Source organism: Halorarum halophilum (assembly GCF_013401515.1).
GTDB classification, from domain to species: Archaea; Halobacteriota; Halobacteria; order Halobacteriales; family Haloferacaceae; genus Halorarum; species Halorarum halophilum.
The window spans coordinates 563,721-576,924 of sequence record NZ_CP058529.1 but is presented as its reverse complement, the minus strand read 5'-3'; the positions used below and the strand labels follow the sequence as shown (position 1 = coordinate 576,924).

The window sequence follows — 13,204 nt, the reverse complement described above, 5'->3', positions numbered from 1 at the left end:
CTTCGACGTTGCGCTCGTTCCACTCCCGGCGAGTTCCTCACCCCCTGACGGCGTCGATTCCGCGCGCCGCGTCGAGCAGTTCGTCGTGGACGGAGCCGTTCGAGGCGACGAGACCGCGGGAGTCGTGCGTCCAGCGCTCACCGTCGAGATCCGTCACCCGTCCCTCCGCCTGCCGGACCATGTGGACGCCGGCGACCGTGTCCCAGGGGTTGCACGCGACGTTCGTGATCGTCCCCTCCAGTGACCCGTCGGCGACCATCGCCAGCGTCGCCTGCGCGCAGCCGAACCGTCGCATGTCGCCGAACCGACGGACGATCTCCGAGCAGGCCGCCGCGTACTCGTCCCGCCGGTCGAACCCCCACCAGACCGTCGGCGCGACCGTCGCCCTCTCGGGGTCGGAGATATCGCTGACCGCCACGGATTGCCCGTTTCGGTATGCGCCGTCGGCGTCGGACGTGTACACGTCGTCCATCGCCGGGAGGACGTTCGCGGCCGCGACCGGGTCGCCGTCGACGACCGCGGCGACTGCGGTGGCGAACACCCGAATATCGCGGACGTAGTTGTTCGTCCCGTCGATGGGGTCGACGACCCAGGCCGGACCCTCCGATGGAATCGCCTTCAGCTCCTCTTCCTCCTCGCCGACCAGCGCGTCCGTCGGGTAGGCGTCGCGAACGATCTCGATGACCCGGCGCTGTGACGCCCGGTCGGCCTCGGTGACGACGTTCGTCTTGCCACCCTTCGTCTCCACGTCGACGTCGCTGCGGAACCGTCCGGACGCCACTGCCGCACCGGCCCGCGCGGCGCGCTCGGCGACAGCCGCCCGACTCGTTCGCCCGTTCATGCGGGGGATCGACGGGGGAGTGGCCCGTAATACCCGTCGGTCCGGCGTCGCCGACCTGCGGGATTTAGGTGCGTCCGCCGACTACCCCGGTGCGTGAGCGACGAAGGGACCGATCGCCCGGCGGGCGTCCACACGGCGTTGTCTCATCTGGTCGCCGAGGCCCGCCTGTACGCGGCTGGAGGTGAGACGGAACGACTGCTCGACGCGTTGGATACGGTCGTCACCGTCTCCCGGACCGAACTCCCGGAGGGCCCCCTCCGGGAGCGACTCCTCTTCGGCTGTTCCCGGGTCGAGTACCACGCCGACGCGGACCACGAGGTCGCCGCGGAGTACCTGCGGGCGATGGAACGGCTCGTCGACTAGCGATTTTCCGCGACCCGAAGGGCACCAGTGGCGAACGAGCAGACGATTAACTCGATTCCGACTCAGAGTGAAGTTAACTGTGACGAACCCGTACGTCCCACCATGCGACCGACGGAAGCGGTCAAACAAATCGAGTACGCGATAGACGCGACCACCACGGACGGCGGGCAGCGCTGTGCGGCCACGTACCAGCGGACGTTCGAGCGCGTCGCCAGCGACGGCACCGAGGCCGACGTCACGGACCTCGCCGCGAAACTCTGCGGCGAGGTCTGCAACGGGAACCGGCCGTCCCCTGCGGAGGCCAGGCGGAGCGCGGACGAGGTCCTCGGCGTCGCGACGGACGGCGGACGGTAGTCGACCGTCCGTTCTTCCCGAGCTGGAGGTTTCGTTTTCGGGGTGCGTTCGACGTTGGGTAGTTCAAGGTGTGCCGCATCGCGAGGCCCGGTGGTGATGTGCTCGCGCAACGGGCAGACCGCGAGTTGCAGCGGGGCCTCGACGAGGGGACGGTCTCCGACGCGTACTCAGAGGCTGATACCTACCGAGACGAGGACACTCACGAGCGCCACTATCGCTGCGATCACGGTCGCGTGCTGCACCGAAACGTCGCGGGCATCCTCGATCGCGTACACCAGCAGGTAGCCGATCCAGAGGTAGCAGCCGACGGCAACGACGAGACTCAGTCCGTCCAGCCAGGACGGGAACCGAACCGACCCCTCGCCGGAGAGTCGGCCGGAGAGATACACTCCCCACCTCGCCAGCGACGTGACCACGTTACCGAGCAGGAGCGGGAGAAGTGACCAGCCAACGTTCGCCGCCGTCCGGGTGAACGATCCGGTCCCTCCGGCCACCGCCGTCGCGAGATAGATACCGACGGCGTACACCGTCCAGATCACGACGGCACCGCCTGCGGCACCGACCAGTACCGCGAGGAGGAGTAGCCAGCCCGTGACGTCGGCGGGACCGAATCCGCCCGTCGCGATAGCACCCGTCGAAACGGGAGCGATCCCGGCGAAGTAGAGGATGGCCGCGGCGCCTCGCAGGGACGGGTTCCGTTCGGTGAAGAACGCGCGGGGATCGAACAGTGGCGTGGAGGGCATCGTTCTGAACAGCACTCGAAGGGGTGAATAATATTCGGGTTCCCCGACAACTCGTGATAGTCAACCGGCCGTGAATCCGGTTCGGTCCGGGTTCCGGTCGGGGATTCCCCGGTGGGACGATCGTTGCGGAACCTCCGTATCTCACAGGGGGGCTCGAATCCGATGCCGGTGAACTACAACGAGAAGAGGAGCGAGAGAACTCCGAAGGACGCCCCCAGTAGTATCATCAGCGCCAGGAGGAGCGCGAACCACTTCCGGCCGCTTCCCGGGATACCGGGGGCCTCCGACGGATAGTACGGGGAGAGCGGGTTGTTCGGATCCGGGTCGCTATCGGTCACGCTAGGAAATCGTCGGTGGGGTACATTACGGTTGTGCCGGCCGAATCCACCAGCAATCGGCCCCTCCCGTTCGAACGGTGGATCGGAAACGGGTCTCGTCTCTCTCTGTATCGCTGACGGGTCGATAGTAATTGCGAGGGAAGAGCGCCCCTGCGGCGTCTTCCGCATCTCGGGGTTGATTCCCCGGCGATGCGAGGGAAGGGATTTGAACCCTTGGACCTCTACAGGAGCGGATCTTGAGTCCGCCGCCGTTTCCAGGCTTGGCTACCCTCGCACGCGTCTGGAACTCCCGCTCGGTCGATGTAAAGCGTTCCGAATCCGCGAGTCAGCGGCGACGCGGCGCCGTGCCGGCCTGCCGGAGCGACACGTAGAACACGACGCCGAGCGAGCCGAACTGCATGCCGAGTTCGAGCCCTGTCGGGTCGCCGCCGCCGCGGAGGAAGTAGACCGCGAAGCTCCCGAACCCGAGGGCCAGGGCGACGAGATACAGCATGCCCGGGCGAGCCGCCTCGTCCGTCAGGAGGTCCCACGCGCCCTCCACTGCTCGCCGCGGAAGCGCCGCGACGGCGGCCAGAAACCCGACGAGCCGGGCCAGTCCGCGACGGATGAATCGCACGGGGGATTGTTCGTGCGGTCGATCATAAAGCCACGTCGCCCCCTCACCCCCTTCCTCCTAGTCGCCGTGGAACACCACGACGACCGCGAAACTGATACCCGTCGAGGAGCAGGAACGGACATGGACGACCACACCCGCGACCCCGGCGTCGCGCCGCCGCTGGGTGAGCCCGCCGGATGGCGCGCGGACGAGCGGGTCTGGGAGCACGCGACCCTCCGGCGCGCGACCGAGCACGGCGTCCGCCTGTTCAACGCGGGCGACTACCACGAGAGCCACGACTGCTTCGAGGACGAGAATGTTTGATTAAGTGACGCCAATTCATTCGAGGCGTTCTGCGTACTCGCGGTCGACCGCGTCTGCAACGGGTCGCTCGCCATCGAGTTCGATTTCCCAGCCGTGGAGCACCGCCGGGTTCTCAAGCGCAGTATCGAGCGTGGTCCGCACTCCATCCACGTCCACGCCATAGAAGTCCGACGGAACGCCGTGGAGGTACTGGAGAGCGGTCTCAAAGAGTGACCGCATCCCTGCGTCATCCTCGAAATCAAAGTGCTTGTACGCGCCAGCAGCGACCTGTACCATCCCGTGGAGGAACGCGCTCTCAGTCGTTCCTGACCCGTAGTTGTACCACTCTGCTTCGAAACAATCGTGGGCCTCGTGGTACTCGCCTGCGTTATAGAGTCGAACGCCGTGGAGCGTAGCGCGTCGAAGTGACCCGTGCTCCCACCCATTCGACTCTGCACGCTCGGCGAGCCACCCAGTCGGCGCGCCGTGCGTCGGCGGACCCACGGATTCGTCTCGGGTGTGGTCGTCCATATCGGCTGTATCGGCCACACCAACCTAATCTCGTCGCCGGGCGTGCGTACCGCTTATCCCGGTTTGGGTGAGCGGAGCACTACATGCTCACACGCCGGGTACGCTCCCGCGGCCGGGCAGGCGGGAAGTTCCTCAGGGAACACTCCGACCGCCAGCACGTCGTAGCCCGTGTCACGGAGGTCCGCGAGCGGCGTGTCCGCTGGCATGCCCGGTGGAAGCACCACATGGATGACGCGGCGATCTCCGAACGCCTAGTTTGTTTCACAGATGTGGACCGTTGGCATGCCCACCGCGGGAGTCATCGATCCACCTTGGAGAGGTCGCATCGGAGGGCGGTGGTGCCATGGAACGTCCCATAACTGAACGGGTCCGCGGTAGCCGCTCGTTCCATCATTCCCCGCGCCCCGCTGTCGGATGGCCCTCCGGAATGAAATACATCCTCACGGACGTCTTCCACCGTGAGTTGGCCCAACCCTCCGCGCTCCTGTGCTTCGCTGATGGCCGCGTCGCGGATGGCCTGGAGGCGTTCGTCTGCGTCGAGTGCGTCATAACCCTTCCGTTCGTGTTCAGGCGCTTCCGGGTCGGGAAGGTCCAACTCGTCCGCTCTCGCGGCCGCTTCTTCTTCCGGGATGAACAGGTCTGTGTTCACCGGATGTTCGGCGTACTCCAACCGGTCGAGCACCCGCTCAGTGTAGGTCCTGATCGTCCTCGTCGATTCTAACTCTTCGGTGCGAATCGCGTCCTCCAGGTCATCACGCGTGAACTCATCACCGAGACGCCGACAGATGGAGACTGTACGGCGACCCACGGTGCCCAGGTTGCCGTCTGCGTCAGGAGACGCTTCCGCGAGGAGTCGCTCGGTGTCCGCACCGAGTCGCTCGAGCTTCCGCACGAGCCGGGTGGCGCGGCCGCCGTCCATGCGCTCTTGGAGGGCGCGGGTGAGGTGTTCGCCTGGGCGATTGTCGGCCTGGTTGGCAGCGGCCTGGAACCCCTCCTTCACGCCCGCGCGCACGTGAACCTGTACAAGGGTTGTCTCCTCTCCCCCGATGGCGTCAGCGATGAGTTCTTTTTCGGCGGAGAGGTCTGCGGGGGTCCGCCCCGCGGCTCGGATGAGCCGGTCAACCTCTGCCTCGACAGGGGCGTAGGCATCTAAGTCGGCGTACTCTGCCATCGCTGCGTCGACTTCATAGCCAAGCCGTCCCTCGATCCCGTCGTACTTCTCGTCCACGTACTCACGGAAGGCAGCCCACACTGCCGCCACGACGCGCCAGTTCACCTTCGGTCGCGCCGTCATCGGGTCCTCACCTCCCCTCGAAACCGCGCATCCGTCTCGGGGTAGCTTCCCCTCGTTCCTTCCCTTAAGTGGATGCAGTAGTTAGTAGTAGTGCGGAGTTTGGTCGGCGGAACAGTGGTGTGGAGTGGGGACGAGGCCGCCACCGTCACGCGGTTTCGCCACGCCTGGGTCGGTGGTTCGTGGCGGAGATGCGACCGCTGGCCAGTGTTGCGAGAGAAAAACAATCTCCCGGTCGGGTTGCCGAACATCGCCGCGAGGCCGGTGAGGTTCACGATTCTCCCTCCGCGTCGGCGACTTCGAGGAGCGTCTCAGCTATCCATGCCGCGGGGAGGTCGCTGTCGGCGACGCGTTCGAGCGCCTCTCTCCGTTCCCTGACGACATCCACGAAGTCGTCGCTCATCCGTCGACCCCCCAGTCGGCCTCGTAGCTCGACCGGTCAGCAGCGGTCTCGGGCGCTCGCTCGACACGGCGGAGGTCCTTGATGGTCCCGCCACGAGCGAGTCGGAACATGGTGCGCTTGCCGCCTGGGATCGGCTCGAGCACATCCGGAAACTCTTGGCCAAAGCCACTCCGTTCAAGGCGACGTCAGTAGCACGCGCCGAGGACAGGGCAAAGCCGGAGGAATCGACGAGAAACCAACCCGGTCCTGCGTACGATGTTGGATCGCTCGAGTACGATCCCAGTGAGATTCGGAGTCAGAAGGACTTCCTCTTGAAACTCGGTATCCCTCACTACGACTTATTCTGTCAGCTCATCTCGGAGAATGGGGGTACGCTTCCCCAGAAGGGGTTCGCCACCTATGCGAATCTGTCGAGTTCGACAATCAGTCGGCTTCTCCAGGAGATGGAGGACGACGGCCAAGTCGTGCGCGTGCGAGTCGGCCGGGAGAAGGTGGTCTGCCTCCCCGAATACGCGCCAGAGACTCAGTTCTTCGCGACCGACGACAGCGACGAGACGCTCCGTGTGTGATGGGTATCTCTTCCAATTTCGGGGGCAATGCGTGCGTCTCTCTGCTGTTGAGACACCGGAAGTGAGTATCACACAGGTCGCTCCACGCGCCGCTGCTACTCGAGAAAATACTCCCAAAGGCATAGTTACCGCTGGGGATGAAGTGCCTCCCCTAGTGAGAGCCCCAGTCTCTCGTTGCTTCGACTGAGTTCATTTCAATCATCGGCGGGCGATGACGGCCGGGTCGCGGGTGTCTGCTCCTCGCGCAACTCGAACCCGCGGGCCTCCATCTCCTCGAAATACCGATCAGCGTCGAGCCCGCTAGTTTCTGTGACGAAAATCCTCTCCTCGTTGACAGCACCGTCGGCCATGAGTTGGAGCGTCACCGAGAGCGGGAGGTCGACGTAACAGCCGTATTCACGCATCGTCGTGATCTCGTTTCCGTCGAAGAACGGATACGGCTGTTCGAGGTGAAGGACTGCCGTCTCGTCCTCTTCCGCAACTGACCCGGTGATCTCCGCCGAGAGAATGGTCTGTGGTGTCCACTCCGTCTCGGTCGACAGTTTTTCGGGGGGCTTCCATTCGGCCTCGCGTTCACGTCCGGCGCGCTTGACCTGTTCCTGCGCAACTTCCAGAGGATCGACCTCGCCGCCGTAGACCTCGAGAGGCTCCGCATCCAAGGCATCCATTGCATGCAGGGTCCGTTCGTACTCAGCCCACTCCTCGTGCCAGACCCCGCGGGTAATGATCCGGTCGACGTTCGTCTCCTGTGCGATCGGTGCCTTCGGGAACGTGATCGGCTCGGGGTGGGAGATCACGTACGTTTCCTGCTCGCCGATGGGGTCGGGGAACTCAAAGGTCCGCGTCTGGGAGAACGGTGCGAGGTCGTCGATCACCTCACCATCTTCCCAGCGTGCTCGTTCGTCAACGTTCGGATCGTGCTCGTACGTGACCGTGTCGGTAAGCCCGGCGGTCGTCTGGGTGAGGAGCCGCCACATCCCCCAGTAGAAGTTCACGTCGTTCACGTCGTCGAACTGTTCACAGCCGACCATTCCGAGCGCGATCGTGCTCACAAGCCCGCCATTGGCGAACCACAGCGAACACCCCACGTCGGCGAACTCATCGGACCGACCGAGCACGTCGTCGAAGTCGAAAGCGTTCAGGTCGACGCCGGTGAGGTCGCCCACCTCGACGATGGCGTCGAGGACGTTCTCCTCGAACGCGTAGGGAAGGCCGTTCACGACGTAGTCGGCGTCCTCGAGGACCCGAACGATGTCGACCGTGTCGGTCGCATCGACCGGTTCGAAGCTGACACGATCATCGTCGATCAACTCGACCAGCTTCTGCGCGTTCTCCTCGTCGGACGCGAACCGTCACTCCTGCGGTTCGAGCTTTTCCCGACGCGTTTCGAACTCTTCGTCAGTCAACTCTCCCCGAGCGTATGCCGTACGGAGTTCTTCCAGCGCGGGGTTTCGAGCCGTCTGATTTTCGGTCACGCGCCTGAGGACGAGGTACCCACCTCCGAGGATGATGAGGAGAAACGCGAACGGAACGAGCATACCCACGAATGGCCACCAGCCACCAGTACTGCCGTACTGACCCATCATCCCACCGAAGCCCATCATCCCACCGAAGCCCATCCCCATCGTGAGTAACGGGAGTACGACGATCACTCCGAGGACTAGGAGGAGGATGGTCGCGATATTGAGTTGATCGGATGAGGACATGGGTGATCAGGTCCCCAGCGCGGAACTCGGTTCACCGGACGGGATCGCGCGGACGCTAACTCCCGTATCTTCGAGCACAGCGAGTATCGCGTCGACGCCGTCGAAACCGTCGAAGACTGGAGTTCGTATTGTAGTTCTCATACAATACACTACCCCATCAGTTGCCTTAATGCTGTGGTGCGGGTTGGGGGGACCAGCACGTTCCTTGTGGGGAGTTCGAACTCCGCGTTCCGGTCGCTGGGTCTGGCATAACTATCCCTTTTCAGCTCAGTGGGCTGCGTGACCGGCATCCGTCGAGAATGCCGCCATCTGCCGGACGTGTCCGCGTCGCGAGCGGCAGAACCGACCGAGTGACCGATGACGTCGACTCCCCCTTCCCGCTCACTACTTGAGATACTGGACGACGCGAGCCATCCCTGCGTCGAGGTGATAGAGGTTGTGGCAATGGAAGAGCCAGTTGCCGGGGTTGTCCGCGACGAAGTCGAAGGTCACCTCTCCTCTGTGTCCCGGAACGACGACGGTGTCTTTGACCGCGTCCTGAACCTGGAAAAAATGGCCGTGAAGGTGCATCGGGTGAACGACGGGACTCCGGTTCGTCATTCTGACTCTGACGTGCTCTCCCTCCCTGACCTGAAACGGCTCCGCATCGGGATACGCTTGCCCGTCGATCAACCAGTCGTCCGACCGGCCGCCAGCTGAGAGCGTGACGTCGAACGTGCGGTCCGGACTCCCGTCGACGCCATCGAGCGGCGAGATCGCGTCGAGGTCACGATACGAGAGCTGGCGCTCGCTCGTCGACGGTGCTGTCGGTGACGACGACTCACTCCCGTCGTACGCGAGAACTGCCCGTGCGGGTGATTCGTTCCCGTCGACAGCGCCAGCACGGATTTCCCACGTGCCGGGATTCGAAGCCTCGACGATCGCGTCGTAGCGCTCGCCGGATCCGAAGACGAACGAGTCGACGGACACTGGATCGACCGGCTGGCCGTCGGCATGCGTGACGGACAGCGGGTGCCCGGCCACCTGCACGCGAAAGAGCGTCGCACTGCTTGCGTTGATGAACCGTAAGCGGACGCGCTCTCCTTCCTGGACGTCGAACGTCCGCGGATCAGTCGGTAAGCGTCCGTCGATGAGGAGTCCGGCGTACGGCGGTCGTCTGTCGGCCATCATGCCGCCGCCCATGCCACCGGAGCCACCGCCTCCAGGCCCCCGGTCAGAGTCGTCGTCGGAGAGTGGTCGCGGCGCTCCCTCGAGGTAGTCGTCGACGACGACGGTGTGCTCCCGGTCGTACTCCACGTGCGGGTCGGATTCCTCGATGACCAGCGGTGCGAGCAACCCGCGGTCGAGTTGGAGGCCGGCGTGGCTGTGGAAGAAGTACGTGCCCGCCGGCTCCGCCCGGAACTTGTAGGTGAACGAGCCGCCGGAGTCGACTGGCTGTTGGGTGACGTTCGGAACGCCATCCATCCCGTTCGATACGGGGATGCCATGCCAGTGGATCGTGGTTCCTGCTGGAAGTTCGTTCGTCAGTTCGACTTCGACAACGTCCCCTTCAGCCATCCGCAGTTCCGGCCCCGGGAACGCACTGTCGTACAGCCAGCTTTTAGCGGACGCGGCCCCACTAGGCTGGATCGTACTCGGTGCCGCCTGCACCGTGGCAGCCACATCGGCTGCTGCCGAAGGGGCCGGCCGCGGGGTTGCCGTCGGTGCGCTTCCGTCGGGGGATGGATTAGCGGGCTGAGCGCATCCAGCAAGCGCACTGACGCCCGTCGCACCCAGTACCTGGAGGAACTCCCGCCGTGGAATCGAAGTGTGGTCGCTCACAGTGATTCAAGGACGCGTTCCAATCGGGCGGAGACGTCCGCCGAGATCGAATCGAGGTCGGGGTTATCCGTGATACCGACGAGCTGCGTCGGATCGACCGCACTTACCACGATGGTTTCATCGGCCTCCTTATACACGATGACGTTACAGGGGAGCAGGGCTCCGAGCTCGATCTCCGCTTCGAGTCCCTGATAGGCGAGCCGCGGGTTACACGCTCCGAGGATTCGGTACTGGCGGAACTCCTCGTCGAGTTTCTCCGTGAACGTCGCCTGGACGTCGATGTCACAGAGCACGCCGAACCCTTCGTCGGAGAGGGCGTCGATGGTCTGCTCGACAACGGCATCGAACTCGCCCGCAACCCGCTTGTCTGTAGTATAGGACATACTGTACAATTTTGTCGGGACGTCTTAGGGGTTGTGTCCCCATCTGGGCGAATTTTCAGTCAATGAGAAGCTGAATATCTGCCTCGGCCATGTCCTGTATGGCGGTTGCCGCGCGCCGCCACCCGTGGTGACGCCGTCATAGAAGTCCGCCTCGTCGTCTCCGGGATGTTCTTAGCCGGCGTCGGGGTGCTCGCGACGGGCCTCGTAACTGGGTACTGGAGCTGGCTCCTCGCTGCTGGTGTGGCGGGCGTGGGGATGGCGCTCCTCTACCCGAACCTGATTACGGTCGTCGGTGACGCCGGCGATCTCGTTTCCCAGCTGACTGAAACCGCTAACGAACTCGGCGTATCAGTTCGAATCGTTCCAGAAGAGGAGTGGACGTATGGGGAGACGAAGGGCGTCTGCGAACAGCTGAGTCTCGTCGACGTGCAGCCACTCGTCGAGGTTCGTGATCGAGAGAACGACGCTGACCTTGCGCGAACGCTGATCCACGAGTACGCGCACGCTCTCCTGCACTTCGACGTCGGCCACGAGACGGAACGTTCGAAACGCGAAGTCGAGGCGGAAGCCGTCGCGTATATCGTTGGCCGGTACTGTGGACTCGACACCAGCGGGTCGGCGTTCTACCTTGCTGCGTGGGTATCAGACGATGCCGCGGTCGTTCGCGACCGGCTCGACCGAATCAGCCGCACCCCGAAGGAGCTTATCGAAATTCTCGACCCCTGAATCGCTATCCGTTCCGTATTAACCAACAGATAGGCATATCACCAGTCCGATGTTGGTTAAGGTGGGGTCGCTCCTTTCGAAAATTGCCGCCATACCAGTCGATCACTACCAACGATGCTTCGTCTGATGGAAGGACGCTCTGCGTTCGGCTGAGTCACTCTCTCCGATTTGAATTCACAGATATCCCCGATTAGGGGAGTTCGCCGGTCATCGCAACGAGGTCCTCATCAGTTTGCCATCGATACAACCGTCCGTCCTGGTCGAAGAGGTCAAAGACGCCGTCCTGCATCCAGCCAAACGGATTGGTTTCGTCCTCGTACTCCCGCTTGAGCACGTAGCTCTTGGCGAAGTACTCGACAGTGCCGACGAGGAGGCCCTGTTCGACGAGGAAATCGCTGGGATCCTTCTCGGCGACACCCACCAGATACGTGACGAGATCAGCGATGAGACAGAACTTCTGGATACTGTTGTCCCACTCACCGCGGATGTCGACCATCCGGAAGGCGTAGGCATCCGTCCGCCGGTTCAGGCGGTCGACGACCACGTTGAGCCGCCGAATGGGGTCACGATCGTAGTTTCCGAGCACGAAGTACGACCGGTCGGTCTCGTAGATTGGCGTGAGTTCGCTCAGCGCATGCAGAATCTCCTCGTTGTCCGCCAGCGAGAGCTCTTCCTTGTCGAGTTGCGCTTTCGCGCTTGTGAGGATCTCATCAGGAACGGGCGACTCCTCGTCAGTCATATCGCAGCCCTCTCATGGAGTTGTGATATGGTTTACTCAGTAGATTACAGCGTGAACTCTGCGTCTTCTATTCCCACAAGTAATTTACTCAAGGGTAAACTACTTGCTGCACCACGGCGTAGGTGGCAGTATGAGTACCGACCTAGGGACCGCTAATGGGACGGAGGCGCGCGAACTCGTTCACTTCGTGACTCAGCAGACGCGATTTTCCCTCCTCACCAACATTCTCCAACACCCCGAGCAACTGCCCTCGATGTACGAGCTCGAACAGCTCAACCCAAGCGTCAGCGCCGCCACCGTGTACAAACACACCCAGAAGCTCATCGACGCTGGCATCGTGGAGGAGGTCCCCCTCCCGGACGGCGAGCGTCGGCAGGGCTACCCGTGGAAGTTCTACGGACTGACCGATGAAGGGCGCGCGTTCCTCGAAGAACACAACCTGTTGGCGGCTGAGGAGACGCTGCAACGGATCTACGAGACGATCGCCGACAAACCCGAGAAGATGGTCAAGTACGAGAACGCGCCCCGCCCTGCCACCAGATAATCAACTGTCCAATACGGTGTCAGTAGCTAGTCGCGGGGATTCACTTTCACACTGCTCTGCGGAATTAAGAGTGGCCCGAGTGGTTAGTCAAATGCACTCCGTCGAGAGTGTAGGACAGCAGTTCGAAGGTTTCCAAAAAATGGCATCCTCAGATGGACAACTTGGTGTCTGCCCACTCTGTGAGACCGACATTCACGCCCGAGATGTCCTCATCGAGTATCGTGAGGACAACGAGACGGGCATCTGGGCCGACTGCCCCCACTGCTCGGAAGTAGTACATCCGGAGTAACGCACATCCATGATCCCACTCCTCACCCAGTTGCTTGGCCGGGCAAACGATCCGAGCACCGTCTGTGAATGCCGCTATTGTGGAACGAGTGTGGCGTGCAAGCGGACGACGTGCCCGCAGTGTAATCGGAGCGAGATCAGTCGCTTCAACCTCTAGCCGTCAACGTATTAGGCCTCCCAGATCCGGCGGGTCTCCAGTTCGCGCTGGCCACGCTGTGTGACCGTATAGTAGTTCGTCCGCTTATCCAGCTCGCTCTTCTCGATGAGGCCCTTCTCCACGAGCGTATCGAGATCCTGGCAGTTAATCCCGATCGTCCCGAATTGAATGTTCCTCCTGGGCTGGACGTAGACAGAATAGCTTTTGTTCGGAGTCGGAGTCCCTCCGGTTACTGTGGCGTTCGTGGAAATGCGCCAGCAGACAGTCGTCGTCCTCATGTTGAGCGCAATCGTCGGTACCGTCTGTGCGTTCATCGTCAGAGGGTTCGGCCAATTCGTCGTCGAATACGATTTTGCACTGCTTGTTGCGGCACCGCTCTTTGGGGTCGCCTTTGGTCTCGCGATCCTTGGGTTTTGTCTCGCTCTTCTGGCTAAGCTTTCAATCGTAACGCTCGAGTGAGCCAGAGTGGATTCGATAGTGACCGATGTATGCGGCTACTCGCACGACTC

The 13,204-nt window shown here is 62.8% G+C and carries 19 protein-coding genes, 1 tRNA gene and 2 pseudogenes; 7 read left to right on the top strand and 15 right to left on the bottom strand.

Annotation, left to right across the window (positions count from 1 at the left end; genetic code table 11):
- Positions 1 to 37: 37 nt before the first annotated feature.
- Complete coding sequence (locus HUG10_RS03015) at positions 38 to 841, bottom strand: inositol monophosphatase family protein (RefSeq protein ID WP_179168143.1); 804 nt, start codon at positions 839 to 841, stop codon at positions 38 to 40.
- 93 nt (positions 842 to 934) lie between these two features.
- Between HUG10_RS03015 and HUG10_RS03010 the strand changes: the two genes are divergently transcribed.
- Together HUG10_RS03010 and HUG10_RS03005 are read left to right on the top strand one after the other, a co-directional pair.
- Complete coding sequence (locus HUG10_RS03010; RefSeq protein ID WP_179168142.1) at positions 935 to 1,204, top strand: hypothetical protein; 270 nt, start codon at positions 935 to 937, stop codon at positions 1,202 to 1,204.
- A gap of 102 nt (positions 1,205 to 1,306) precedes the next feature.
- Positions 1,307 to 1,558, top strand: a complete 252-nt coding sequence (locus tag HUG10_RS03005) for a hypothetical protein (RefSeq protein WP_179168141.1) — start codon at positions 1,307 to 1,309, stop codon at positions 1,556 to 1,558.
- Between the two features lie 167 nt (positions 1,559 to 1,725).
- On the opposite strand, the gene HUG10_RS03000 is transcribed toward HUG10_RS03005, so the two are convergent.
- From HUG10_RS03000 to HUG10_RS02985, 4 genes are all read right to left on the bottom strand, one after another.
- Complete coding sequence (locus HUG10_RS03000; RefSeq protein ID WP_179168140.1) at positions 1,726 to 2,301, bottom strand: Yip1 family protein; 576 nt, start codon at positions 2,299 to 2,301, stop codon at positions 1,726 to 1,728.
- A 173-nt stretch (positions 2,302 to 2,474) separates the two neighbouring features.
- On the bottom strand, positions 2,475 to 2,639 hold the full coding sequence (locus tag HUG10_RS02995) for a hypothetical protein (protein ID WP_179168139.1): 165 nt from the start codon (positions 2,637 to 2,639) through the stop codon (positions 2,475 to 2,477).
- A 190-nt stretch (positions 2,640 to 2,829) separates the two neighbouring features.
- A tRNA-Leu gene (locus HUG10_RS02990) sits at positions 2,830 to 2,913 on the bottom strand.
- A gap of 51 nt (positions 2,914 to 2,964) precedes the next feature.
- Positions 2,965 to 3,255 (bottom strand): hypothetical protein, encoded by a 291-nt coding sequence (locus HUG10_RS02985; protein ID WP_179168138.1) that lies wholly within the window; start codon positions 3,253 to 3,255, stop codon positions 2,965 to 2,967.
- 120 nt (positions 3,256 to 3,375) lie between these two features.
- Here HUG10_RS02985 and HUG10_RS02980 point away from each other — a divergent pair.
- Positions 3,376 to 3,549 (top strand): annotated as a pseudogene (locus HUG10_RS02980) (DUF309 domain-containing protein); the annotation flags it as partial.
- A 24-nt stretch (positions 3,550 to 3,573) separates the two neighbouring features.
- On the opposite strand, the gene HUG10_RS02975 reads toward HUG10_RS02980, so the two are convergent.
- The 4 genes from HUG10_RS02975 to HUG10_RS21970 form a co-directional block, all read right to left on the bottom strand.
- Positions 3,574 to 4,068: a DUF309 domain-containing protein gene (locus HUG10_RS02975; protein WP_179168137.1), complete on the bottom strand. Its 495-nt coding sequence runs from the start codon at positions 4,066 to 4,068 to the stop codon at positions 3,574 to 3,576.
- 53 nt (positions 4,069 to 4,121) lie between these two features.
- Complete coding sequence (locus HUG10_RS02970; protein WP_179168136.1) at positions 4,122 to 4,274, bottom strand: hypothetical protein; 153 nt, start codon at positions 4,272 to 4,274, stop codon at positions 4,122 to 4,124.
- A gap of 92 nt (positions 4,275 to 4,366) precedes the next feature.
- Positions 4,367 to 5,362, bottom strand: a complete 996-nt coding sequence (locus tag HUG10_RS02965) for a hypothetical protein (RefSeq protein ID WP_179168135.1) — start codon at positions 5,360 to 5,362, stop codon at positions 4,367 to 4,369.
- Positions 5,363 to 5,630: 268 nt separating this feature from the next.
- Positions 5,631 to 5,762, bottom strand: coding sequence for a hypothetical protein (locus HUG10_RS21970; RefSeq protein WP_281375695.1), 132 nt, complete (start codon positions 5,760 to 5,762; stop codon positions 5,631 to 5,633).
- Positions 5,763 to 5,917: 155 nt separating this feature from the next.
- On the opposite strand from HUG10_RS21970, the gene HUG10_RS22255 reads away from it, so the two are divergent.
- Positions 5,918 to 6,331, top strand: coding sequence for a helix-turn-helix transcriptional regulator (locus tag HUG10_RS22255; RefSeq protein WP_449272357.1), 414 nt, complete (start codon positions 5,918 to 5,920; stop codon positions 6,329 to 6,331).
- Between the two features lie 194 nt (positions 6,332 to 6,525).
- Here HUG10_RS22255 and HUG10_RS02960 read toward each other — a convergent pair whose 3' ends face one another.
- The 4 genes from HUG10_RS02960 to HUG10_RS02945 all read right to left on the bottom strand — a co-directional run bounded on the left by HUG10_RS02960 (position 6,526) and on the right by HUG10_RS02945 (position 10,241).
- Positions 6,526 to 7,497: a saccharopine dehydrogenase family protein gene (locus HUG10_RS02960; RefSeq protein WP_218780641.1), complete on the bottom strand. Its 972-nt coding sequence runs from the start codon at positions 7,495 to 7,497 to the stop codon at positions 6,526 to 6,528.
- Between the two features lie 186 nt (positions 7,498 to 7,683).
- Positions 7,684 to 8,037 carry an SHOCT domain-containing protein gene (locus tag HUG10_RS02955; RefSeq protein ID WP_179168134.1) on the bottom strand — a complete coding sequence of 118 codons (354 nt, stop codon included), beginning with the start codon at positions 8,035 to 8,037 and terminating at the stop codon, positions 7,684 to 7,686.
- Between the two features lie 384 nt (positions 8,038 to 8,421).
- On the bottom strand, positions 8,422 to 9,699 hold the full coding sequence (locus tag HUG10_RS02950) for a multicopper oxidase family protein (protein ID WP_218780640.1): 1,278 nt from the start codon (positions 9,697 to 9,699) through the stop codon (positions 8,422 to 8,424).
- Between the two features lie 155 nt (positions 9,700 to 9,854).
- On the bottom strand, positions 9,855 to 10,241 hold the full coding sequence (locus HUG10_RS02945) for a DUF302 domain-containing protein (RefSeq protein WP_179168132.1): 387 nt from the start codon (positions 10,239 to 10,241) through the stop codon (positions 9,855 to 9,857).
- Positions 10,242 to 10,495: 254 nt separating this feature from the next.
- Between HUG10_RS02945 and HUG10_RS02940 the strand changes: the two are divergent.
- Positions 10,496 to 10,967 (top strand): annotated as a pseudogene (locus tag HUG10_RS02940) (ImmA/IrrE family metallo-endopeptidase); the annotation flags it as partial.
- 190 nt (positions 10,968 to 11,157) lie between these two features.
- On the opposite strand, the gene HUG10_RS02935 reads toward HUG10_RS02940, so the two are convergent.
- Entirely contained in the window at positions 11,158 to 11,706 is a 549-nt protein-coding gene (locus HUG10_RS02935) for a hypothetical protein (RefSeq protein ID WP_179168131.1), read from the bottom strand.
- A 130-nt stretch (positions 11,707 to 11,836) separates the two neighbouring features.
- Between HUG10_RS02935 and HUG10_RS02930 the strand changes: the two genes are divergently transcribed.
- A complete protein-coding gene (locus HUG10_RS02930) occupies positions 11,837 to 12,250 on the top strand; it encodes a MarR family winged helix-turn-helix transcriptional regulator (protein WP_179168130.1) in 414 nt (137 codons plus the stop codon).
- 91 nt (positions 12,251 to 12,341) lie between these two features.
- Positions 12,342 to 12,539: a DUF7837 family putative zinc-binding protein gene (locus HUG10_RS22250; RefSeq protein WP_449272356.1), complete on the top strand. Its 198-nt coding sequence runs from the start codon at positions 12,342 to 12,344 to the stop codon at positions 12,537 to 12,539.
- Positions 12,540 to 12,706: 167 nt separating this feature from the next.
- On the opposite strand, the gene HUG10_RS02925 is transcribed toward HUG10_RS22250, so the two are convergent.
- A complete protein-coding gene (locus HUG10_RS02925) occupies positions 12,707 to 13,009 on the bottom strand; it encodes a helix-turn-helix domain-containing protein (protein WP_246310207.1) in 303 nt (100 codons plus the stop codon).
- Positions 13,010 to 13,204: the final 195 nt, after the last annotated feature.